Source organism: Mesotoga sp. Brook.08.105.5.1 (assembly GCF_002752635.1).
Taxonomy (GTDB): domain Bacteria; phylum Thermotogota; class Thermotogae; order Petrotogales; family Kosmotogaceae; genus Mesotoga.
Map to the genome: position 1 here is coordinate 1 of NZ_AYTW01000016.1, position 21,495 is coordinate 21,495.

At 45.2% G+C, this 21,495-nt stretch carries 23 protein-coding genes and 1 pseudogene; 19 read left to right on the plus strand and 5 right to left on the minus strand.

Translation table 11 applies throughout. The annotated features are described in order from the left end of the window. A pseudogene (locus tag V512_RS06965) lies at positions 1–792 on the minus strand (hypothetical protein); the annotation flags it as partial. A gap of 306 nt (positions 793–1,098) precedes the next feature. Then, entirely contained in the window at positions 1,099–1,986 is an 888-nt protein-coding gene (locus V512_RS06970; protein WP_099829733.1) for a membrane-binding protein, read from the minus strand. A gap of 87 nt (positions 1,987–2,073) precedes the next feature. Between V512_RS06970 and V512_RS14575 the strand changes: the two genes are divergently transcribed. The 11 genes from V512_RS14575 (at position 2,074) to V512_RS07035 (ending at position 9,542) form a co-directional block, all read left to right on the plus strand. Beyond that, on the plus strand, positions 2,074–2,346 hold the full coding sequence (locus V512_RS14575) for a hypothetical protein (RefSeq protein ID WP_165775356.1): 273 nt from the start codon (positions 2,074–2,076) through the stop codon (positions 2,344–2,346). Between the two features lie 141 nt (positions 2,347–2,487). After that, entirely contained in the window at positions 2,488–3,120 is a 633-nt protein-coding gene (locus V512_RS06980; protein WP_243392297.1) for a GNAT family N-acetyltransferase, read from the plus strand. A gap of 141 nt (positions 3,121–3,261) precedes the next feature. After that, positions 3,262–4,440 carry an MFS transporter gene (locus V512_RS06985; RefSeq protein ID WP_099829735.1) on the plus strand — a complete coding sequence of 393 codons (1,179 nt, stop codon included), beginning with the start codon at positions 3,262–3,264 and terminating at the stop codon, positions 4,438–4,440. Positions 4,441–4,553: 113 nt separating this feature from the next. Further along, on the plus strand, positions 4,554–4,904 hold the full coding sequence (locus V512_RS06990; RefSeq protein WP_099829736.1) for a DUF3147 family protein: 351 nt from the start codon (positions 4,554–4,556) through the stop codon (positions 4,902–4,904). Positions 4,905–5,583: 679 nt separating this feature from the next. Continuing rightward, complete coding sequence (locus V512_RS07005) at positions 5,584–5,796, plus strand: hypothetical protein (RefSeq protein ID WP_099829739.1); 213 nt, start codon at positions 5,584–5,586, stop codon at positions 5,794–5,796. A 404-nt stretch (positions 5,797–6,200) separates the two neighbouring features. Beyond that, positions 6,201–6,488: a metalloregulator ArsR/SmtB family transcription factor gene (locus tag V512_RS07010; protein ID WP_099829740.1), complete on the plus strand. Its 288-nt coding sequence runs from the start codon at positions 6,201–6,203 to the stop codon at positions 6,486–6,488. 6 nt (positions 6,489–6,494) lie between these two features. Continuing rightward, a complete protein-coding gene (locus tag V512_RS07015) occupies positions 6,495–6,974 on the plus strand; it encodes a permease (protein ID WP_099829741.1) in 480 nt (159 codons plus the stop codon). Beyond that, positions 6,971–7,504 (plus strand): permease, encoded by a 534-nt coding sequence (locus V512_RS07020; protein ID WP_099829742.1) that lies wholly within the window; start codon positions 6,971–6,973, stop codon positions 7,502–7,504. The genes V512_RS07015 and V512_RS07020 overlap by 4 nt, the downstream gene beginning before the upstream one ends. 14 nt (positions 7,505–7,518) lie before the next feature. Beyond that, a complete protein-coding gene (locus tag V512_RS07025) occupies positions 7,519–8,634 on the plus strand; it encodes a permease (protein ID WP_099829743.1) in 1,116 nt (371 codons plus the stop codon). A gap of 18 nt (positions 8,635–8,652) precedes the next feature. Continuing rightward, entirely contained in the window at positions 8,653–8,886 is a 234-nt protein-coding gene (locus V512_RS07030) for a thioredoxin family protein (RefSeq protein WP_099829744.1), read from the plus strand. Positions 8,887–8,960: 74 nt separating this feature from the next. Next, positions 8,961–9,542: a flavodoxin family protein gene (locus tag V512_RS07035; protein WP_099829745.1), complete on the plus strand. Its 582-nt coding sequence runs from the start codon at positions 8,961–8,963 to the stop codon at positions 9,540–9,542. Positions 9,543–9,558: 16 nt separating this feature from the next. Here V512_RS07035 and V512_RS07040 read toward each other — a convergent pair whose 3' ends face one another. Continuing rightward, entirely contained in the window at positions 9,559–12,615 is a 3,057-nt protein-coding gene (locus tag V512_RS07040) for a glycoside hydrolase family 38 C-terminal domain-containing protein (RefSeq protein WP_099829746.1), read from the minus strand. Between the two features lie 165 nt (positions 12,616–12,780). Here V512_RS07040 and V512_RS07045 point away from each other — a divergent pair, with 165 nt between their 5' ends. Next, complete coding sequence (locus V512_RS07045) at positions 12,781–13,209, plus strand: hypothetical protein (RefSeq protein WP_243392298.1); 429 nt, start codon at positions 12,781–12,783, stop codon at positions 13,207–13,209. Here the strand turns inward: V512_RS07045 and V512_RS07050 are convergent. Further along, positions 13,206–14,165 (minus strand): alpha/beta hydrolase, encoded by a 960-nt coding sequence (locus V512_RS07050; protein ID WP_099829748.1) that lies wholly within the window; start codon positions 14,163–14,165, stop codon positions 13,206–13,208. The two genes, V512_RS07045 and V512_RS07050, sit on opposite strands and share 4 nt — an antisense overlap. Further along, positions 14,162–14,953: a GGDEF domain-containing protein gene (locus V512_RS07055; RefSeq protein WP_099829749.1), complete on the minus strand. Its 792-nt coding sequence runs from the start codon at positions 14,951–14,953 to the stop codon at positions 14,162–14,164. Before V512_RS07055 ends, V512_RS07050 begins: the two co-directional genes overlap by 4 nt. Before the next feature lie 180 nt (positions 14,954–15,133). On the opposite strand from V512_RS07055, the gene V512_RS07060 reads away from it, so the two are divergent. The 7 genes from V512_RS07060 (at position 15,134) to V512_RS07090 (ending at position 21,080) form a co-directional block, all read left to right on the plus strand. After that, on the plus strand, positions 15,134–15,955 hold the full coding sequence (locus V512_RS07060; protein WP_243392299.1) for a thermonuclease family protein: 822 nt from the start codon (positions 15,134–15,136) through the stop codon (positions 15,953–15,955). 118 nt (positions 15,956–16,073) lie between these two features. Continuing rightward, positions 16,074–16,469 (plus strand): Fur family transcriptional regulator, encoded by a 396-nt coding sequence (locus V512_RS07065; protein WP_243392313.1) that lies wholly within the window; start codon positions 16,074–16,076, stop codon positions 16,467–16,469. Next, positions 16,466–17,350: a metal ABC transporter substrate-binding protein gene (locus tag V512_RS07070; protein WP_099829751.1), complete on the plus strand. Its 885-nt coding sequence runs from the start codon at positions 16,466–16,468 to the stop codon at positions 17,348–17,350. The genes V512_RS07065 and V512_RS07070 overlap by 4 nt, the downstream gene beginning before the upstream one ends. Next, positions 17,340–18,080 carry a metal ABC transporter ATP-binding protein gene (locus tag V512_RS07075; RefSeq protein ID WP_099829752.1) on the plus strand — a complete coding sequence of 247 codons (741 nt, stop codon included), beginning with the start codon at positions 17,340–17,342 and terminating at the stop codon, positions 18,078–18,080. Before V512_RS07070 ends, V512_RS07075 begins: the two co-directional genes overlap by 11 nt. Beyond that, entirely contained in the window at positions 18,077–18,904 is an 828-nt protein-coding gene (locus tag V512_RS07080; RefSeq protein ID WP_099829753.1) for a metal ABC transporter permease, read from the plus strand. Before V512_RS07075 ends, V512_RS07080 begins: the two co-directional genes overlap by 4 nt. 147 nt (positions 18,905–19,051) lie before the next feature. Beyond that, a complete protein-coding gene (locus tag V512_RS07085) occupies positions 19,052–19,852 on the plus strand; it encodes an MBL fold metallo-hydrolase (protein WP_099829842.1) in 801 nt (266 codons plus the stop codon). Between the two features lie 55 nt (positions 19,853–19,907). Next, positions 19,908–21,080 (plus strand): iron-containing alcohol dehydrogenase, encoded by a 1,173-nt coding sequence (locus tag V512_RS07090; protein ID WP_099829754.1) that lies wholly within the window; start codon positions 19,908–19,910, stop codon positions 21,078–21,080. The last annotated feature ends 415 nt before the right edge of the window (positions 21,081–21,495 follow it).

Consider the following 21,495-nt stretch of genomic DNA (forward strand, 5'->3'; position numbering starts at 1 on the left):
ACTCGCGTAGAAAGTTGTTCCTCCGAGGTTCATCAGATTAGTGTTTCCATGTGCAATGAAGTAGAGGGTAATGTAATCCACTTTTTCAGTAGTCAAGAGATCGTTCATTGCAGCTTGAACGGCAGTCCAGTTTGGAGCGGCCGCTCCCGCGACATATTTCACGTCACGTACTCTGTCAGAACCCATAATGGCCTTGAATGCGTCAGACATAAGGTTTCTAACGTCACGAGCCTCTGCATAAAGATTCTGTGATGGTGTAATCCCACTGGTAATTACAGCGCCTTTTACTCTGAGAAACCTCACTAACCAATCAATATCGATCACTTTTATTATCGGCTTGATCATTTGCCAGTTATCCCAAATAACGGCATTAGCATAGACTTCTCTGCTGGTCATTGCTGCCACTATGTTTCCGTTCAGTGTTGGCCAACCCTCAGTATCTTCTTCGAAGATAATCTTGCCCTTCTTGGAGACAACCACGAGTTTACCTAGATGATCATAGAATGCGCCAGGTGCTTTGTCCAGATAGAAGAAGTAACCGGCTTCGTTTATCCCTTGCAGCTGGAACTGGAGCTGCTGGCCTCCAACTGACTCGGAACCGATAACATCACCCTGTTCGACTTCTCCTAAATACACACCCGTAAACGGGTCTTCCGGTTCTCCTTCTCCCTGTATGAACTGGATAAACTTCTTCGTGGCGGCGGCGACAGGGTCTTTGGGAATACAGGAAGATATAAGAAGCATTGCAATAAGAGCAGCAACCATTATTAACATTATTCTTTTCAGCCGCATAGCATCACCTTCCCCTCATGCGGAAGTTCCGCCATCTTATATGCGCTATATGTCAATAAATCATTGTGCACGGAGATTATAGTATCGAAAGAACGATATCTATATATAGATTCGCTCAACGGTCGATTACGTTACAAATTCGATTGTTCGAATGTTTCGGGGAAAATTCTGTGTTGAATGTGAGTATCGTCGCGAGTTAAAAACAAAAGTGGGTATAATAAGTCGCAGCAAACACGAGGAAAATGAAATTGGTTGCTTCGAAATAAAAAGAGGGTGTTTCCACCCTCTTGCGATTTGTCATTTTAATCAGTAATACTCAATCTCCCTTGTCTCTTCCTGCTCTATCATCGCCATCTCTTTCCAACCATCTGTCTCAAGGTCGGCAATGTTCATGACATAGTAGGCTACCATAGAGATGTAGTTGCCCATTGAGTCATATTCATACTCGTACACGACCGCTTCCTTCTCATCTCCCCAGTAGCTATCGGAGATCTTAATCGATACGTCGCCCATTTCGTTGTATTCAAGAGTAGACACGATTGGTTCTACGTCTTCTCCGGGCATCGCAAACATGTACATGAACTCCGATTCTCTTATCCTCTGATTCTTCTCATTGTATTCGTAGAAGGTTCTGGTTAGATCCATTCCCATCATGCCAAATCCCTCTTCGACAAGATTGCCTCTCTCATCGTAAGCCATCGATATCGTCATTTCGATTTCCTCGCCCTCGCTGATTCCAGACATCTTCTGAGCGACTAACCTGCCAAACTCGTCGTATTCCATTATGATGGTGGATTCTCCCTCTCCATCTTCTACAATGATTGACACTATCCTCCCATTCTCGATGGTTATTTGCTCAACTGATTCTTCAACTCCATTTTCTCTTCCGGTAATAGAAGCTAGCATTCCGCTTGCGTCATAGTTGAACAGAATCGCACTGATTTCGTTCCCTTCTTTGTCAGAAGAAATCTGTGATAGAAGTCTACCCGATCTATCGAAAGTGAGCATCTCGTAAGACGGAAACGCAAAATCCTCTTCCATGTAGAACTCGTCTTCTGGATAAACTATCTTAACTGTCTTGACCGGTCCTCGCAGATTGAAGTCGCTCGCACTCATTGGGATCATGAATTCCGATTGTGCAAAGGCAACTAGAGCGAATGCGACGAGCAAAGAAATCAATAACACTTTTTTCATTACTACACCTCCATTTGCTAAGTTACTATAATCATACAGGAGAGAGTAAGAAAAAGGAGCATCTATCTTATCTAAAGGCGGGCGAAAATGCAGAATCTGCTAATCGATAGACCATCTGAAGAAGAGAAATTCGAGATCATGAAGGAAATGTATTACTCAATTGCCGAGTCTAGTAGCGGGAGGCATTCACTTCCGGATCTAAGACCGATGGATGAAGTATACTCCGACTTTCTCAAGAGAGGAGACTCTTTGATAGTTCTCAGGAGCGGCGAAGAAATCGAGGACATGTACATTCTGGTCCCCAGATCGATGAAAGACTCGCGTTCGGAAGATCCGGTCACATCTATGACCTGTTTGTGAGCGACATATATAGGAGAAGAGGAGCAGGGAAGCTTCTGCTTAGTGCTTCTTTAGAAGAACTCAAGAGATCCTCTTACTTGACGGTCACAGCAAATACATACAGGCTTGGAGCAGGATGGCGCCTTCTCAAGAGCGACGGGTTTGAAGAGAAGCAGATTTGCTTTAGTGTGGGATGATTTTCTTGTCGGTGGAATAGTATTTGCCTCGTTTAAAGAGAAGCAGATTTGCTTTAGTGCCGAATCAAAAGACTTGCCTCTAAGCAGTGCTCTGGCGTTTGAAGAGAAGAAGATTTGCTTTAGTGTCGGCAGAACACACCATGTTGCCGATAGAAGGCTAGAGGTAATGCGCGGTATACGTGAAGATTTGAGAAGTGTTTTTTTCGAGATTTCTTCTTCTCCTGAAGTGTTGAGAAGCCAGATGTCCATGACTCCAAGCGAGCTGTTCTTCACGTTGAATGAGACTCTGGATTCAGGGGGCAGAATTCTCATCTGCAGGCGAGATGAGAAAGCTGTCGGGATACTTATCTACTCTGTCTTCGAGGATTTGATGACATATAATCTACTTGGATATATAGAACTCGTATTTGTCATGCCACATTTTCGAGGAAAGGGTGTTGCGAAGAAACTGCTTTCATTTGCCACGAATGATCTGTCGGGAGAAGGTGTTGATGAAACGTTTTTTGAATGTGTCTTTGACAGCGATTATCACAATTGGTCTAAGGCTGTCGGGATGAGTGAATTCTCAATTCTTCTGGAGAAGAGTCTACAGCAATGAGAAGAGATCCCGAACTTTGATCGTTTCGAGAGAAGATTTCCAAGATCAACCGTAATAAGCTCTCTGAACCATAAGACTGGATTTGAGTAGTCATTGAAGAGCTATAATTGGTAAGCAAATCAAACTAAAGGAGAGTTTCCGTTGTTCAACAAACGTCTTCCACTTTTGCTAACATCCCTCATTGTGTTCTTCGTGATGTTCGGCTTCGGCTTACTACTTCAGTTGAAGTTGAGGGAGCTGGGAGCGTCTCTTCTTATGGTCGGACTTCTAACAACAGTTAGGGGAGCGGTTGAGACTCTTGGCTCGCCCGCATGGGGAGCAATATCGGACAGCCTGAAGAGGCGAAAACCGTTAATGATAGTGCTTGTTCTGACTTCTGCTCTTCTCTACTTTGCCTATTCCGTTATCGAGATACCGTTAGTTTTCATATTGTTCTCTGCTTTGATAGCATTCTTCACAGCTGGATTTGAGCCCATAGCAATGGCGCTCAGCACTGAGCATTCCAGAGACTCTGTCAGAAATACTTCAAGGGAGCTATCGATACTGAACACCGCCAATTCAATGGGGATGTTATCAGGCAGGCTACTGCTTTCTATGCTTCTAGTATTTCTTACTGTAACCCAGACGATCAACTGGTACGCGACAATAGCTTTTTTAGCAGTGATTCCGGCTCTTTTCTTGAGGGATCAAGAACACACCGTGGCCCGCAGAAAGGGTTTTCTGAACAGACTGTTCCCTCTTAAGCAGGATTCTTCGCCGCTCTGGGAGAATGGATTGTGGGCGGTCTATGTCGGAACATTCTTAAGGCAGTTAGGTACTGCAGGAGCGACTTCTATCATTGCGATATTCATGACGGAAAGGATAGGTCTGTCGGCTTCGGCAACGGCGATAATCACATCGGTAAATCCTTTCATGCAAATATTCTCCCATATCTTCTTCGGTAGAGTAATGTACAGAATAGGACCCAGGAAAAGCACATTGATCGGTATCGGCCTTACAATATTCACGATGCTTTTCTTTGCGATGGCGCAGAGCTGGGTCTTGATAGCACTCGGTTACTTTTCGCTTGGAATTGCCTTTGGTGCTTTCATTAACGGTGCTGGTACTATGATATCTTTGAGCTCACCACCCGAGCGAAGGGCCGAGTTTCTTGGACTGCTTAGGTCAGCGAGAGCGATTGGTTTCATGGTGGGGCCTTTACTGGCCGGAACGGTTGCAGAATACTCTTATTTCGTCATGTTCATCATGATGGCTTCACTCATTGCAGCTGGAGGACTAATCGTGATTGTTTTTACGAAGGATCGATTGATAACGAGCTGAGTCAAACCGGCGTATGATAGTGCAGTAGAATCTCAGGAGCAAAGTAATAGGAGATTATTCAAAACAATTGGCAACGTGGGCAAGAAGAATGATCGAAGCGGAGGTGAACAAGTTTGTTGAGATACATCGTCAAAATCCTTGTGTCATCGATAATAATCGCTCTTGTTTCTGAAGTTAGCAAGAAGTCCGGATACATTGGAGGACTTATAGCTTCTTTACCCCTTACTTCAATGCTGGCGCTATTCTGGCTCTACAACGATACAAAAAATCCAAGTAAAGTTGCAGAACTTTCCACCGGTATTCTCTTATTTGTTCTTCCTTCTCTGATTTTCTTTGTTGCTATGCCGTTGTTTCTTAGAAGAGGCATCAATTTCTACGTAGCGCTTGCTTTATCCAGTGGAATCATGATGGCGGGCTATGCCTTCTTTTTGCTTATCCTTTCAAGGTTTGGAGTGAGATTATAGCAGTTTTGACTTGAACGAATTTTTCGACCACTGTTTGTGAAGCGTTTCACAAGAAAATCTTTGTATTGCTCAGGTAGATTCCCAGGACTGTGAAAACTTCTCCTGTAATAGTTCGCGCCCAGTACTCGAATCAGGTGATTCGGCTGAACATCTTCGCAACCATTTTGGTGCTTATGGCAATTCCAACTGCGACTACCACAACAGGTAAGCCTGTGCCGATACCATAGATTGCAGGGATTAGTAGTCTGGACTGTTCATTGGCGGCCAGTGGAATTACACTTCCAAAGAACAATGCAGACGATACAGGACAGAAGGTAAGGGCGAACAGAGAGCCGAGGATCAGGGCACCGAGCAGGCCTTTGCTCTTGATCTTTTCTTGTGATTTTGTATCCAGGTCTCTCCCCTTGTTTCTGAAACTAAGCGTTCAAGAAGAAACATACCAAGGATGATCATTATCGGACCGACTAACTTTCCCATGTATTTCTGGAGGAATCTAGACAGACCGGGAGCCGCCGTCAAGCTTGAAACAAGCACAGCACCTATAACAACCTGACATCCCGCTTGTTTTGTAACTAGGTTTCTTCGAAGGCAACAGAGCATCTTCGTTACAGTATCTTGTGGGCTTGCATTTCGTGCATTTATTAGGTATAAGTGTATACCTATTGAGAGGAGAGAATGCATGGCTCATCGTATTCATGTAAGAAATAAGGATACAGGGGTTACCTGCGTTTATGAGGGAATATCTTACTGGGATAAAGAGAAGAAGCAGCCACGTAATAAGAGAGTGTGTATAGGCAGTACACGGAGCCAGTCAAGCAATACCATCCCTGCAACATACTCATTGGCAAGTCTTTCAGGAATAAAGGGAGAGAAGAGAATCTTTATCGCCTAGTTGACTATCAATGTAACCAGAAGAGGCTTAGAGTTCTTCTGCACATAGACTATTTCTTTGAACTCGATTTTTAGCATTATTGGGTAATCATGAAGAGCAGGACTACTGCCACAGGAATTGACACATTTGCGGTTTGCCAGTTCCCAAGGGAATTTGATAGACCGGGAAGAATGTTACCCAGTATGGCCCCTAGAAACATAGCTACCCCACCCACACTGTAAGGTACTTGGTGAAAAGGTCAAGTTTCTGTTCCAATATACTGCCTCCAATATTCTCACATTCGAATATATGAATATGATACTCGCCGATTGTTTTCCGAGCTTTTTCGGAACGTTAAGTTTCATTGTTGCACAACAATGCAATATCGGTTATTCTATGAGTGTATCTTGACAGGAGGTATCTCGATGAACAAGAAGACAGTAATGCTTTTCAAGGCACTAGGTTGCAGGTGGCGTTTGAAAATACTGGAGCGTCTTTCAGAAGGTACTCTGTGCGTCTGCGAGTTCGACGACTTGTTCCCCATAGACAAAACAACTCTCTCGAGACATGTCAAGGCCTTAGTCGATGCGAAGCTTATTGTTGAGAAAAGGAATGGTACGAGAAAGGAGCTCAGCATAGCAGACAGTAGGGTCCTGGAGATTATTAAGCTTGCTCACTCTATTACTGATGAGTCTTCGGAAGAAACGGAGTAGCGACCCATGTACAGCGTTATCATATATGCAGTTACTGGATTGCTTCTTTTGGTTTCTCTCATTAAGAGCCGCAAGAAGACATTGTTGGCTCTCAAGAAGGCTTGGATATCATTTGAGCGAATCCTTCCTGAACTTATAGCAATTATGCTTTTTGTTGGGCTACTCATTGCGCTTTTGAATCCCGAGACAATCTCGCAGCTGCTGGGAGAAAGTTCGGGAGTTTGGGGGTTGATGATAGCTTCAATAGTGGGGTCTATCACGCTGATTCCCGGTTTTGTCGCTTTTCCTACGGCGGCCATCTTGGTAGATAACGGTGCCGGGATAACTCAGATAGCTCTTTTCATCTCCACTCTCATGATGGTTGGAGTTGCAACTTTTCCAGTGGAGAAGAAGTATTTCGGGAGCAGACTGACGATTATTAGAAATGTGATGGCATTTGGATTCTCGTTTATAGTGGCAGGTCTTATGGGAATGATTTTGGGATGAAGGCGAAAAGGTATGTCTTTCCACTAGTAATGGCAGCTGTCGTTTCAGTTGTATTTGCCGCCGACAATCAGCTCGGGCGAAGCGCTTTGAGCATTACTGGATCGAGTTTTCTGGAGATGTTGTCTGTTATTCCTCCGATATTTATCCTATTGGGCCTTCTCGATGTATGGATTCCGAGAGAAAGGATTATCAGACATCTGGGAGAAGAATCAGGTATTAAGGGAATAGTACTTTCCTTTCTTCTTGGAGCGGCTGCGGCGGGGCCTTTATATGGAGCCTTTCCAATAGCAGCGGTCTTCATGAAGAAAGGAGTGAAGTTTTCGAATGTGCTGATCTTCATCGGAGCATGGTCAACAACTAAGATTCCGATGTTTATGTTCGAGATGGGATCAATGGGAGCAGGGTTCGCTCTGCTCAGACTGGTGATAAACATTCCGGGAATACTTCTTATGGCGGTAATACTCGAAATAATAACCGGAAAGGAAAGTATTGAAGCGATATATGCACAGTGTACCGGCCTTAGTGAATAGGAGGCATTTTTGAGATGGAGAAAGATTTGAAGAAAGAGGTTACGAAGTTCGGATTGCTGGCAACTGGTTTTCTGGTTTTCTATTTTCTGCCTTTTGGAAGCCAATATGTGCAGGATGCGATAATCAGCGGATTTACAATGCTTGGTTCATATGCAAGAGAACACGTACTTCTCTGTCTTGTACCTGCCTTTTTCATAGCGGGAACTATCACTGTATTTATACGGAAAGACGCAATATTAAAACTACTGGGTCCCGACGCCCGAAAGATCATTTCATACCCAATCGCCGCCGTTTCTGGTGGAATTCTGGCAGTTTGCTCGTGTACGATTCTTCCTCTTTTCGGTGGTATCTACAAACGGGGCGCTGGTCTAGGACCGGCAGTTGCCTTTCTCTTCAGCGGTCCGGCGATAAACGTTGCTGCGATCTTTCTTACTGGAAGCGCGATCGGCTGGGAGATAGCACTTGTGAGAATCGTTGGGGCCTCGACTTCAGCGATTGTCATTGGATTAACTATGCAGAGCATCTTCAGAGAGAAGGGATCGGGAGGTTTTGCGACTCAGGAATCGGATGATCAGATTTCCTGGCCCGAAGCGATTGCTTTTCTGGGTCTGCAAATGACTTTCCTAATTGTTGGCGGTCTGGCTATCAATCCGATTGTTAAGGCATCAATACTGATTATCTCCGCTATTGCAGTTTTTGTGATGGCTATACGTTTCAAGGGAGAACTGAGAAATCAGTGGATAGGTGAAACATGGGACTTTGCAAAGAAGATTCTTCCTTACCTCTTCTTTGGGGTTTTTGCGGCAGGAATCATTTCCAGTGCGCTTCCGCAAAGCTTCGTAGAATCGCTTCTCGGAGGTAACAGACTCGGCTCAACTCTCTTCGCATCTGTCTTTGGAGCATTCATGTATTTTGCGACTCTGACTGAAGTGCCTATCGTCCAGTCGCTCATGTCTCTAGGAATGGGTAAGGGTCCTGCACTGGCGCTTTTCATGGCTGGCAACTCACTTAGTTTGCCCAGCATGATTGTTATCACCCGCCTTCTTGGAAAGAAGAGAGCTTTCACTTACTTTGGATTAGTAGTTGTCTTCTCAACGTTTTGGGGATTCATATATGGAAATCTATTTTAGGATTAAGGAGGTCGTATAGTGAAGATCGAAATCTTTGGTTCAGGCTGTCCGAGATGCAAGCAAACTGAGAAGATCATGAAAAAGGCTGTCGAAGAGCTAGGTTCAGATGCAGAAGTTGATAAGGTAACGGACATGATGGCAATAATGGAGAAGGGAATTGTTTCGACACCGGCCGTAGCAATTGACGGAAAAATCGTTTTGTCAGGCAAGATCCCCTCTATTGATGAAGCCAAGAGACTAATTAAGGGTTGAATAAGAGGGCTCTCAGATGTTAGATTTGTGGAGGGTTGAATCCCTCCATTTTTCATGGGTTTGGGAGGTTTGATATGAAGGTTGTGGCTTTCAACGGAAGTCCTCGCCGGGACGGGAATACGTCAAAGATGATTGAAGAAGTCCTAGGTGTACTGCGCGAAGAAGGAATCGATACCGAAGCGGTTCAGATAGGTGGGAATTCCGTAAGAGGTTGCACTGCCTGCAATGTCTGCTTCAAGACGAAGGATAGGAGATGCATAATAGGCGGCGATTACGTCAATGGTTGCATCGAGAAGATGCTTGAAGCCGACGGTATCATCATAGGTTCTCCGACTTACTTTGCCGATGTGTCTCCTGAAGTGAAGGCTCTAATCGACAGAGTGGGAATGGTTGCTCTTGCTAATGATGCAATGCTTAAGCGGAAAGTGGGAGCCGCTGTCATAGCCGTTCGAAGAGGAGGCTCGGTACATGCTTTCGATTCAATTAATCACCTCTTCCTTATCTCTCAGATGATAGTACCTGGATCTTCATATTGGAATCTCTCAATTGCCTGGAAGAAGGGAGATTTTCAAGGCGACAGAGAGGGTATAAGAACTATGAGAACTCTTGGTCAGAATATGGCCTGGCTTCTGAAAAGAACTGCGGGGAACTCTTAGTATTTACGGAAAACCACTATTCCAGCAGGATCGTATAGATCCCGAAAGGTTCGTAGTTCAGAGAGAAGGTGCTATGAGAAACATCCAGCTCTTCTATCCTTTCCTCGAGAAGATTTGTGAGATAGGCCCTTTCAAAATCCAGAGTGCTCCTTATCACAGCTGTGCCTCTTGATCCTAACAGCTCACATACCCTGAGTATTCTACCCTTCCCATTCTCGGCGATCTTGAAGGCCATAATCCTTAAAGTCGACGCCTTCACTTCGAAGATCGGTGAATTCGCCCTGAAAGACCCCTTACTCGTAAGTAGTCTTGTATTAAGTAATTCTGCCTCTTGAACTGTCTTGAGCAGATCGCAACTTTCATGAGGAAAAACAGCGTATGTGAATTCGTGACGCCCTTCGTCTGCTGTGAAGTCGGGAAATACTGGAGATCTAAGCAAGTTAAGGGACACATTGCATCCTCTTACTCCGTAACCATACTTCCCGTCGTTCAATATCGATATACCGTAATCGTATTCTGATAGATCTACCCATCTATGACCGGGGACCTCAAAAGCCGCCTGTTCTATTACATCGTTTTCTGTTGTGGGTCGTGTAATGAACCCGCATGAAAGGTCATATCTTGCCTGTCTTGTGAGGACTTTCAAGGGGAACAAGGCTCTGAGCATTGTTCTTCTCATATGCCAGTCAACTGTGTTCTTTACCTCGACACGTCTTGAGTTTCTGTAAAGAGAAATGTCTTGGATTATCCTTGTCTTCCCCGCCTGAAAGACGCATCTGATTGTCTCTCTTATTGGGCCGAATTCAGTTTTCTTAATCACCCAAGGCTTCAGGCTCTCTGCGGTGTTACGATAATCTCTTTCGATGTCCCATGCGTCCCAGTAAGAGGGAATGTCTTTGAAAGTCGCTATTGAGGCTTTTCCATCGAATACGTCTCTTAAGTGTTCTTTGTCATAAACACTTATTCCTTCTGGATCTACTTCAACAGTGAGATATTCGTTTTCCATCAGCTTTGAGTCGTGATATTCTGTGTGCGGGTTCACGATCTCTTTATTAGAGAACTCTATTGTTACGAAGCCGGTGGGAGGAATTTCCAGCTCTGATAAGAACAAAGTATCACCGTTATCCAACAACTGGCAAGAGAATTCACCCGTAGGGCAAAACGGCTCTTTCGAACCCTGTGCAGTGAATTCAAGTTTCCTGCAGAAAGAACTCGGATTGAAGACTGTCAGTTTCATATTGTCTTCGTCCGTCAATCGATCAAAAGAGGCCTGAACCATTGACGATGTGGCTGAATGGACTTCATCCAGTTCGTTCAATGCGTCCTCATATACCTCCTTTATTGATGAACCAGGCAGAATATCATGGAACTCATTCTGAAGGAGGATCCTCCATAGTAATTCGATCTCCCCGGGCTTATAGCCTGAGATTGCGCCAAGCATCTCCGCAAGTCTTAGCAAATCTTCACACTCTTTGTGAGCCATTTTGATTCTTCCCTGAGAGGTGTAAGTGCCACGGTGAAGCTCAAGATACAATTCGCCGTCATGTACGTGAAACGAGCGAGAGACCTCTTCTGCCCGCTTAAAGTAACTCTCAAAGCTTCTCATCACCAGTTCGGGCATTCCAGGCAGATCCTTGAGAAACCTGTAGTTTTCGATCATCTCATCTGTAGGTCCCCCGCCTCCATCACCATAGCCAAATGAAAAGACGGTTTCTGGGAACAAATCTTGGTCTTTGAAGTTCTTTGCAGTTGTCAGGATGTCTTTTGGTTCCAGAAGACCGTTGTATCCATTGGATGGATTCTTGAAGCTGTGGTAGATTACCTCAGAACCGTCTATTCCTCTCCACACAAATAGATCGTGGGGGAGGCTATTCTTATCGTTCCAGGTCATTTTCGTTGTGAAAAAAGAGTCCATACCTGCCTTCCGGATAATCTGAGGCAGAATCCAGGAGAATCCGAAGACATCTGGAAGCCATACAGTGCTGCACTTTCTTCCAAAATGCTCCATGAAGAATCTTTGACCGTAGAGAAACTGCCTTACCAAAGATTCGCCGTTCAGCAGGTTGGTGTCACTCTCTACCCACATTCCACCCAGCAACTCCCAGCGACCTTCTTTCACAAGGAGCTGTATTTCCTTGAATAGACCGGGGTCTCTTTCCATTACATCTCTGTACATAGCAGCGGAAGACTGTGAGAAAATGTACTCGGGATACTTTTTTGCAAGCCTCACAGAATTGGAAAAAGTCCTGAGTATCTTTCTTCTAGTCTCCTCTAGCGGCCATAACCACGCGTAGTCAATGTGTGCATGACCAGAAAGCGTCATTGTAAGCCGACTAGGGAAGCGTCTCTTGAGATTTGCAAGTTCTTCTTCAACAGTTCTCTCTGCTTCAGTGAATGTGTTGTGATCTTCTTCACTAAGTCGTTGACCTTCAGATCTAGTGAATTCCTCAGGCAGCCATACCGCCGATACCTCGCCAGAGATCTCCGGATCATCTAGAACTGCCTTCCAGTAGCCGGATGAATCTCTCGGGATTCTTATTCCGGCTAAGTTATCCGACAGAATTCTGTAGAGACTACTAGCGAGAACTTCATCATCAGTATAGGTGAAAAGCTCTATCAGATTTCTAAGCTTCCCTATAATTCGCTTGATATCTGAATCAACAATAAGTAGATCGGACTCTGAGAACACAGGTTCTTTGATACTGCTTCCAAAGAGCCCCTTGGGAACAACATCCGCTTCATAAAGGACCACTTCGCCGGCAAAAACGGAAAGATCGAGCTCTCTGTGATGTGTATTGATCTCTCCATAGGTAATTCCATTGATTCTCACTAGTGATTCTCCACCAAACCAGTTTCTGAGAATGAGCTGCTCATCAGCATCAATTGGCGGGAGTTCGATCTCCCTTGAAAAACATACCGGAAAGCTATCGGGAGACCACTTGAACTCCGGGGAGACTCTTCTTGAATTGAAGGACCAGGAGTCGATTCTCTTCCTTTTTTTGATTGTGTATGGGTACATTTCACCGATGGACCGAAGAAACTTACCTCTAGCGCTTTCCTTAGAATAGTACATAGTGCACCTCTCCCTAATACATTTTCGGAGCTACACTCATTAGACCATAATGAACTGTTAGTAAAGAAACATGCCAAGAGTATGATTACCGAAAAACAGTGAGTGTCATATAGTGCCGGTTTCTATATCACGCTGGTATCTTGTAGGTGTTGATTTATGGAGGAGGTGTCTTTGTTGCTTGATACTATGAGATTTCTCGGATGGTTCAACTTTATTTTACTGCTCTTTAATACATCACTGTTTATTCTTAGGCGGTCAATCCTAAAACGCTCTTCAAAACTTGAAAACCCTCCGAGAGCGGCCTTCGTGAAGCAGGTTCGATTTCTTGCTATTGTTCACCCTTGGACTGGCTCTGTGCTTATGCTTTCCGCTTTATTACACGGATACCTGGCAACCGGCGGCTTCATTCTCTACAGCGGAAGCCTGGTCTTCTTAAGCGTCTTGGCCCAGTTCGTAGTCTACCTTCTGGGCAAGTACGTTCCTGCTATGAAGAATAAGTGGAGGCCATTGCACAGAGCTCTGATGATCGTCACATGGCTCTCGTTCTTTCTGCATCTACTTGCTCCTGAGTTTATCTGGTTCCCGATAATCTAGTCTTTTTCAATCAGCGATCTGACAAAGGGAATGACAATCTCCAGAAAAAGAGCTGGACTTTCCTCTTGTGGGAGATGGCCGGTTTCGGGAAGGATGAAGAGCTCGGCAGAATGCAACTCTTCGGCCAGTCTAATTGAGTCCTGCACAGGGACAATTCTGTCAGAGTCGCCAGTAATGACTAGAGATGGGATTCTTACGCTCTGTACCTTTGAGGAGTCATAAGGTCTTCTTGCGAGTGTAAGTTCCCAGAGAGCCCTGTCCCAGTTTGATGCCTTAAGCGGCTTTCTGTAACCTTCACGTATTTCATCAGTCAGTCTTTCCGGATCATACCACGCCATTTCCAGGATACTGTCTGAGTTTCTCAAGAGAGTTCTCGAGATAAGCGGCCCCAAATGCCTTCCCTGAGGAGTGCTCGTAAGTATCTTGAACAAGAAACTGTCTGTGTCTTCTGTGTAGATCGCCGCGTCAACCAGGACAAGGCCAAGCACTTTTTCTGGGTGTTGAGCCGCGACTTCAAGAGCTGTAAGCCCTCCGGCCGAGTGACCAACGAGTACTGCCTCTTCGAATCCCAAATATTCCATAAGCGATACTGTTAACTCAACCTGTCCTTCCAAAGAGTATGGGTTGAAAGAACTGATATCCTCGCCAAGTGGTCTTGAGGTCAGGCCAAATCCAGGTCTGTCGAAAGCAATAACAGAGAACTCTTCAGAGAGAGGACCGATCACTTCTCTCCATGAGAAAGTGCTTGCTCCGAATCCATGTAGCAGCATTAAAAGGGGTTTGCCTTCTCCTTTTGCTTTGTAGTGGATGTCTGCATTATTGATCGTGACGAACATACTGTCTTCATCGGCTAGAAGCCTTGGGACCACAGTATCTTCAAGATCGCTCACCGGTATTAAAAAAGGCGCGATCAGCAGTATTGAGATCAGCGAGGTCATGGTGAGCAAGGTCTTCATTTTCTTGCCTCTGAACTCTGAATTGAAGCGAAGGCCTTATTGACAAGCTGCTCGGCATCAACACCATCTCTCGGGAGCAATACAAATCCCGCTCTTAGTTCCATAGAGAACTCGCCACAGTTTTCTTGCCAGATTTTGAATGCGTTGAGGGCCTTTCGAAGTATTGTGCTGGCATTTCTGTAATCCTTCAGATCTTCAGCTAGAAGTAGAAACTCTCTTCTTGAGAATCTGCAGAGCGTGTCATTCTTTCTAATCCCTCTCACCAGCGAGTGTGTCATATCGATTATCGTTGATTCTTCGATACTCGATACCCCTCCTTTGCTCACAAACTCGAAGGCAGCAACCATAGAGGAGGAGTTATTTCTTCTGCTCCTGAATATCGCCATGTTAACTCTATCTCTGAAAAGCACGTAATTTGGAAGACCGGTTTCGCCGTCGAAGTGGGCCAGTTGGGAGATAGTTTGTTCGGCCAGCTTCAGGTCGGAGATATCTTCAACCACGAAGAGAAAGAAGACTCTCTCCGACACCGACAGTCTCTTTACATAATACCTTAACCACCTTCCAGCACGTCTAATGTGATGAAACTCCAATGAGTCTTCGCTTGAGTGATTAACTTCTCTTATCTTCTTCGAGATCTCTTCTTTGATGTCTTCTATCATGATAGACGCAGCGCTGTTAGCAAATACCGTATTTGAGTGTTCATCGATAATCGCTATTCCATCTTCAATTCCCGTTAGAGCTTCGAGAAGAAGATCCGGAATATTCACAGAGAGATTATCCAGTCTCATTATCACACCACCTTTGTACTGCACGAACAGATCGTAACCTCAGTCATATTGTAACCTCTGTTAGTAGGAATAAGGTAACTGTTCAGAAAGCTTAATCATGAAACAGATGCAGGCGAGAGATCTCCGCACTTGTCGGTATAATGGTACTGATGTCTTAATATTGGAAAGGAGGAGCGGATATTGAAGAGAAGAGCTGCGTTAGCCATGGCTTCCCTGTTGTTGATTGCACTCCTTCTCCTGCAGGCATGCGACCGCTCAAGACTTGTCACTACGGTTACCTCGGTAATTGATGGCGATTCCATTACGGTGAAGGCGCTAAAGGGCACTGTAAGGCTTATAGGAATAGATGCGCCGGAAACGAGATCAGGCAGCAAACCTGCGGGCCAGTTTGCCGATGAAGCGAAAGATTATCTGGAAATGATAACACGCGAGAGTGGAAAAGTTACCCTTGAGCTTCATGGAAAGGATACATACGGCAGACACCTTGCGTATCTTTTTGACTCGGAAGGTACCTTGATAAATTCTGATATAGTTAGGCAAGGTTTGGCCAGACCTCTTACCTATGAGGACACGTCCCATTATTCATCTGAGATAAGGAATGCTTACAGAGAAGCTTTCAGGAGTAGAAGAGGGATCTTCACTTTCTATGATCAGTCTCCTGTATTTGATGCTTCAATTGTGAGAGGGAATCTCTATTCTTACCAGTCAGGGGGTTTTTTGGGAAGAGTGATCTGGGTGGAATTCGAAGTAACGTCGGTAAACGGTCTCACCTTAGTAGGCGATGACATTGTGGTTCGAATCAGGTCAGAGGAGGCATCACTTTTCGCGCTCGATCAGGCAGATCTGCAGGTGCTCTATAGAAAGAGGATCAGAGTCTATGGAGAAGTCTGGCAGGATACTTCTGGTAAGGCTTTGATGCTGATCAGAGACCCGGGAATAGAGATCATAGGAGTAGCTCAGCTTGCAAAGACTCTTCCTCTTTTAGCATTGGGGGCTTTCTGAAGCTCTTCACAAGAAAATGCCGCATACCAGGAATTGACAGGAAGTGAGAAATGTGAGAAAATGTATTGCAAATGATTTGCGCGAATTGTTTGCCTATAGGAGGTGCCCTTTGAAGAGAATGACATCACTGAGAAGAGAAGTTCTGGAGATCATAGATAAATCTGAATTGCCGTTGACCGCTGATTCAATTCATGAAATGCTTGATGAAAAACCTAATCTCTCAAGCGTTTACAGAGGTCTTTCCTTTCTTGAGGAGGAGGGTCTTATCCGCTCGATATCATTCGAGTGCGAGACTAGATTCTATTTCAGCAGTCAGAGGGAACCAGTTCATTTTTTGCACTGCAAGAAATGCCACAAAACTAAGCCTTTCTATGAGTGCTTTGCCGATTCTTTTGCAAAGAGAGTTGCGGAAAACCGAGATTTTACGATTACTAACCATGTGTTTTACTTCATTGGAATCTGCGGGGATTGCAGGAGAAAGATCGTCTCCGATGTTGAGGAGGGCAGACTATGACAAGAAGAGTAATATTGATTCCTTTTCTGCTGATTACATTACTTTCGGGTACAGTTTTTTCGCTCAGGATAGTTGCAACGATTAATCCCTACTATTTGATCGTAAAGGAAATCGTGGGTCAAAATGCTCAGGTAGATCTTCTTATAGGGCCGGGTCAGAACCCCCACATTTTCTCTCCAAAGATCTCTGACATAAGAAGACTGGATGGAGCGGACCTGGTAATCGCAAACGGCCTAGATCTTGAGATTTTCCTGGAAAGATATCTGGACGATCTCGCCTCCCGAGGCAAGACGGTTGTGTACATTGGGAATCTCTTGCCCAAGGAGCTTATCATGGAGAAAGAAGAGCAGAACGAAGAACACGAACATGACCATCACGTGAATCCTCACATTTGGCTTGATCCAGTGATTCTTACTGATTACGTTATACCCTTTCTAGTTGAAGCGCTCTCAGAAATCGCACCAGAGAAATCTGGGTACTTTTCAGCGAATGCTGCGCAGCTTATTGATGATCTGCAGGAGTTCGATGAAGAGGCAAATTCATACCTTGAGAAGTTTCGTGGAAGCGTAGTCATTGTTGCACACCCCAGCTTTACCTATTTCTTCAGAAGATATGGATTGAGACTCGAACCGGTTCTAGAAGGGATAGGAGATGAGCCTACAATAGGCGAGATAAAGAAACTTGTCGATTTTGTGAGGGGCGAGGAAGTTGTTGGTATTTTTGCGGAGTACCAGCACTCTAAGAGAGCCATAGATATTCTGACGGCCGAGACATCTGTAAGACATGGGGAGCTTGACAGTCTTGGAATTTCAATGAGCAGCATCATCGAGCTGTTGCGGTGGAATCTCGGAGAGATCAAGAGGGTCTTTGATGGAGAGTAGAATCCTAAGAGTAGAGAGCTTGAGCTACAAGATCGGCAGCCACTGGATCCTGAGGGACGTGTCTTTCGAAGTGTCCAGAAGAGAATTCGTAGGAATAATTGGTCCAAACGGTGCCGGAAAGACAACGCTAATTAAAGCGATCGTTGGTGATCTAAGCGACTATTCGGGGAAGGTGTCTGTTTCAGCGAAAATTGGATACTTGTCTCAGAACCCCGAAAGAAAGCGAGACTTCCCAATAAGAGTTAAGGAAGTGGCCGCGATGGGTCTCTATGGAGAGCGCGGAATCCTGAAACCCCTGAGAAAGTGCGATTGGAAGAAAGTTGAGGATCTTCTAGAAAGGGTAGGTATATATGATCTGAAGGAAAGGAGAGCCGGTGCACTCTCCGGCGGCGAGTATCAGCGGCTGATGCTTGCGAGGGCATTGGCATCAGAACCGGAGTTGTTGATACTGGACGAGCCTGAGGCCGGTGTGGACGAAATGGGAAAAGCCTCCTTTTACAGATTGCTTGAGTCACTAAAGAACGATAAAAACATGGGAATACTTATGGTGAGCCATGATATTGGAATGGTTTTTGAAGCTTGTGATACCGTGATGTGTATTAACAAGACCCTTCATTGCCACAAATCTGCTGACAAGATACGACCAGAAGAACTGCAATCAGCTTTTTCTGGCGACCTCGACCTTTTCATAAGATCGAGAGATCACTTCGAAAGGGAGCACCACTTATGATTCAGGATTTTGTGAAGGACATCATAAGCTACGGTTTCCTGAGAAACGCGTTAGTGGCCGCCATTCTCGTAAGTTCACTAACTGGAGTGTTCTCGAGTGTGGTTGTGCTAAGAAGGATAGAGTTCATTGGAGATGGTGCGGCTCATGCGACATTTGGAGGAATTGCTTTCGGCCTACTTCTCGGAACGGATTATTTGCTTATGGCGGCAATTACGGCCGTTGTATTTGCAATTGCCGTAAGCTACTTTACCAGGAGGAACAAGTTGTCCGAAAGCAGCGTAATCGGAATACTCCTTCCTCTTTCGATGTCTCTGGGAGTAATTGCGCTTTCATTTGTAAAAGGATACACACCGGATGTGATGGGCCTGTTCTTCGGGAACATCCTGATGGTTACTTCTGAAGACGTTTGGCTGCTTATCGCAGCTAACCTTGTCGCTATGGCCTTCTTCACGATATTCTACAGAGAGCTTCTATATTACTCGTATGACGAGGGAATGGCGAAGCATTACGGTGTGCCTGTTGGCGCTATTCACTATGCAGTCCTAATAGGAATCAGTTTGAGTGTTGTAAGCTCGGTCAAGATTGCAGGAATTATACTGGTTACGGCATTTCTGGTCATTCCGGCAGTGGCCGCGAAGCTTATCGCACGCTCATTCAGAAGTATGATCGTTTTCTCTGTGAGCCTGGCAGTGGTAGCTAGCATAATAGGCATATTCGTTTCTTATGTGCTTGATATGCCTCCCGGACCGGTAATCGTAGTTGCACTATTCTTGGAATTCTTGTTGTCAGCTTCTTTGAAGAGGTTTATTGGAAAGGAATCTTGAAAGATACGACTATCAGATGCGCAGTAGTACAAACTTGGTCGATTGCAGGTGGAGTTGAGCGGGATAGATATATGATCCGAATAGTCGGTGAAGCTTGTTGTACAGTGGGAATTGAGTAGAGAGCTTGGCGGCGAAGGGAGAAATTACATGAAGATAACTGTTTTGTGCAACGACAAAGCTCTTAAAGGGTTTGAGTCTGAACACGGCATCTCTTTTTACATTGAATCAAGCAAAAAAAAGTACTTGTTCGATACCGGATCTACAGACGTTGCTGTTAAGAATGCAGCGAAACTTGGTATAGATTTGTCTGAGATCGAAATGATTATCATCAGCCACGGTCACTACGACCATCTTGGAGGTTTAGAGAGCGTACTTCGTGAGTCTGGAGGAAAGAAAGTACTGATTGGTGAAGGTGGTTTTGAGCCGAAGTATAGCGGTAAAGTGGAGTCAAGTCCCAAAATTAATAGAGCAGAATTCGAAGAGCTTGGGGCGTCAGTAGAAAATGTATGCTCTTCGAAGGAGATTGAAAAGGATCTCTATGTATTGACCGCAGCGCCTTTTGCCACAGATGAGAGGCCTGAGGAGAAACATAACAAGGTTGATGGCAGAAAGCAAACTCGCGATTTCTTCGGTGATGAGCTTTCTCTTGCTCTTGTCGAGAGCGGTATTGTAACGGTAATAACCGGTTGTTCTCACAGGGGTATTGGAAACATAATCAAGCAGGCCTCTGAGTATGGAGAGGTGAAGGCTGTGGTTGGGGGCCTACATTTGCTTCACAAAACAAAGGAGGAGCTTGATGGGATTTTCAACTATTTAGAGGGATTTAAAATTGAGAAATTCCACATTGGGCACTGTACAGGGGATGAAGTTATAAAGGCTATTGAGCGAAGGTTTTCTGCCAAAGTCTGTGAGCTTCGAGCCGGAGAAACCTTTGAGTCTCTTATATAACAATGTAAGACTATTACCGTCAAATCATGAAGTAGCAAATTAGGAGGTCGAAGAAATGGACAAAATGATGAACTTTGAGTATTTTCTGCCGACAAGGATTGTCTTTGGTGTGGGTACGGTGAATAAGGTAGGCAAACTAGCCAGAAATCTGGGCAAGAAGGCAATGATAGTAACAGGAAGAAGTAGTACGAAGAAAACAGGTCTTCTTGATGAAGTGATCTCGATCTTGGAGAAAAGTGGAATCGAAAGTGTTGTGTTTGATGATATAGTACCTAACCCACTATCATCAACGGTCGACAAAGGCGCCGAAATTGCCAACAGAGAAAAATGCGATATGGTCATAGGTCTTGGCGGAGGCAGCCCAATAGATTCGGCAAAGCTCATTGCAGTGGTGGCCAAAGATGGTGGCCGATGTTGGGAGTACACCGGATCTGGAGGAGGAAGAGTTCCGAAAGCTGCGCTCCCTATCATCGCCATTCCAACAACTCACGGAACAGGAACCGAGTCTGACCCCTTTGCGGTTGTGACGAACAGTGAAACCAACGAGAAGATAGGCGTTGGATTCGACCAGACTTTTCCTGTCATTTCCGTTGTGGATCCTGAGGTTATGAAGACCTTGCCTCCCTATCAGACGGCAGCTACCGGCATGGATGCCTTCTATCATGCAATTGAGTCGTACATAAATACAAATCATCAACCGACATCTGATCTTCTCGCGATGGAAGCAATGGCGCTTATAAATCACTATTTACCAATAGCATACACGGATGGGAATAATATTGAAGCCAGGACTGCTCTTGCCTGGGCGAGTACTGCCGCCGGCATTTGTGAAACACTATCGGGCTGTATTGCAAACCATTCATTAGAACACCCAATAAGTGCTCATTACGATGCTACACACGGTGCGGGGCTTTGTGCTACAGGACCTGCCTTCTTTGATTACATCAGGCCTCATACAAAAGAGAGACTGGCGCGAGTGGCTCAGATAATGGGAGCTCCAGAAAGCGTGATAGATATCAACAGGCTCTCTGAAATGTCAATAGAACTCATTCATAGGCTTCAGAAAAGTGTAGAAATCGATATCACTCTTAAGGAGCTTGGAGTCGAGAGGTCTATGCTTGGCAGATTAGCTGAAGATGCAATGAGAACAATGGGCGGATTGGTTGAGGTGACTCCAGGAGACCTGAAGACCGAAGACTTGAAGAAGATTCTGGAGATGTCTTATTGATAGAGAGTTCGCCGTAAAGATCCGTTCAACGCTGTGAAGAGCCGTCCTCTGCCGTCCAATAACATGACCGTCCTTCGTGAAGATCAGCCGAGAAAGGGCGTTGTCGAGAGCTTCGCTTCGAGAGTGCGAGAATTCATAGTTGACCGTCAACGGTCCGCCGTTCTCCGACCGAGAAGAGAGGACAAGCAGAAATGATGCCGACTTCGTCGGGAAGTGATGCTCGCTGGCGCGTGGAAGTGATGCTGGAGTAAAACATCAGACGCAGGGCTGGGCAAGAACGGCCCAGGTCGCAATGCCCGGAGAAGCATCCGGGGACGCAAGGCTGGCGAAGATCACGCCAGGGCGCAATGCTGCCTTCGGCAGGAGGCAACAAAATAGCCATTCAGGCTTCGCCTGGCCAGTACCACTTCGTGGG

Excerpts from the sequence above, each read along its gene's own strand:
- V512_RS07015 (WP_099829741.1), top strand. The coding sequence starts at position 6,495 with ATGTACAGCGTTATCATATATGCAGTTACTGGATTGCTTCTTTTGGTT.
- V512_RS07005 (WP_099829739.1), top strand. The coding sequence starts at position 5,584 with ATGGCTCATCGTATTCATGTAAGAAATAAGGATACAGGGGTTACCTGC.
- V512_RS07035 (WP_099829745.1), top strand. The coding sequence starts at position 8,961 with ATGAAGGTTGTGGCTTTCAACGGAAGTCCTCGCCGGGACGGGAATACG.
- V512_RS07070 (WP_099829751.1), top strand. The coding sequence starts at position 16,466 with ATGACAAGAAGAGTAATATTGATTCCTTTTCTGCTGATTACATTACTT.
- V512_RS07040 (WP_099829746.1), bottom strand. The coding sequence starts at position 12,615 with ATGTACTATTCTAAGGAAAGCGCTAGAGGTAAGTTTCTTCGGTCCATC.
- V512_RS07010 (WP_099829740.1), top strand. The coding sequence starts at position 6,201 with ATGAACAAGAAGACAGTAATGCTTTTCAAGGCACTAGGTTGCAGGTGG.
- V512_RS07085 (WP_099829842.1), top strand. The coding sequence starts at position 19,052 with ATGAAGATAACTGTTTTGTGCAACGACAAAGCTCTTAAAGGGTTTGAG.
- V512_RS06970 (WP_099829733.1), bottom strand. The coding sequence starts at position 1,986 with ATGAAAAAAGTGTTATTGATTTCTTTGCTCGTCGCATTCGCTCTAGTT.
- V512_RS07075 (WP_099829752.1), top strand. The coding sequence starts at position 17,340 with ATGGAGAGTAGAATCCTAAGAGTAGAGAGCTTGAGCTACAAGATCGGC.
- V512_RS07080 (WP_099829753.1), top strand. The coding sequence starts at position 18,077 with ATGATTCAGGATTTTGTGAAGGACATCATAAGCTACGGTTTCCTGAGA.
- V512_RS07090 (WP_099829754.1), top strand. The coding sequence starts at position 19,908 with ATGGACAAAATGATGAACTTTGAGTATTTTCTGCCGACAAGGATTGTC.
- V512_RS14575 (WP_165775356.1), top strand. The coding sequence starts at position 2,074 with ATGCAGAATCTGCTAATCGATAGACCATCTGAAGAAGAGAAATTCGAG.
- V512_RS07050 (WP_099829748.1), bottom strand. The coding sequence starts at position 14,165 with ATGAAGACCTTGCTCACCATGACCTCGCTGATCTCAATACTGCTGATC.
- V512_RS07065 (WP_243392313.1), top strand. The coding sequence starts at position 16,074 with ATGACATCACTGAGAAGAGAAGTTCTGGAGATCATAGATAAATCTGAA.
- V512_RS07055 (WP_099829749.1), bottom strand. The coding sequence starts at position 14,953 with ATGAGACTGGATAATCTCTCTGTGAATATTCCGGATCTTCTTCTCGAA.
- V512_RS07025 (WP_099829743.1), top strand. The coding sequence starts at position 7,519 with ATGGAGAAAGATTTGAAGAAAGAGGTTACGAAGTTCGGATTGCTGGCA.
- V512_RS07020 (WP_099829742.1), top strand. The coding sequence starts at position 6,971 with ATGAAGGCGAAAAGGTATGTCTTTCCACTAGTAATGGCAGCTGTCGTT.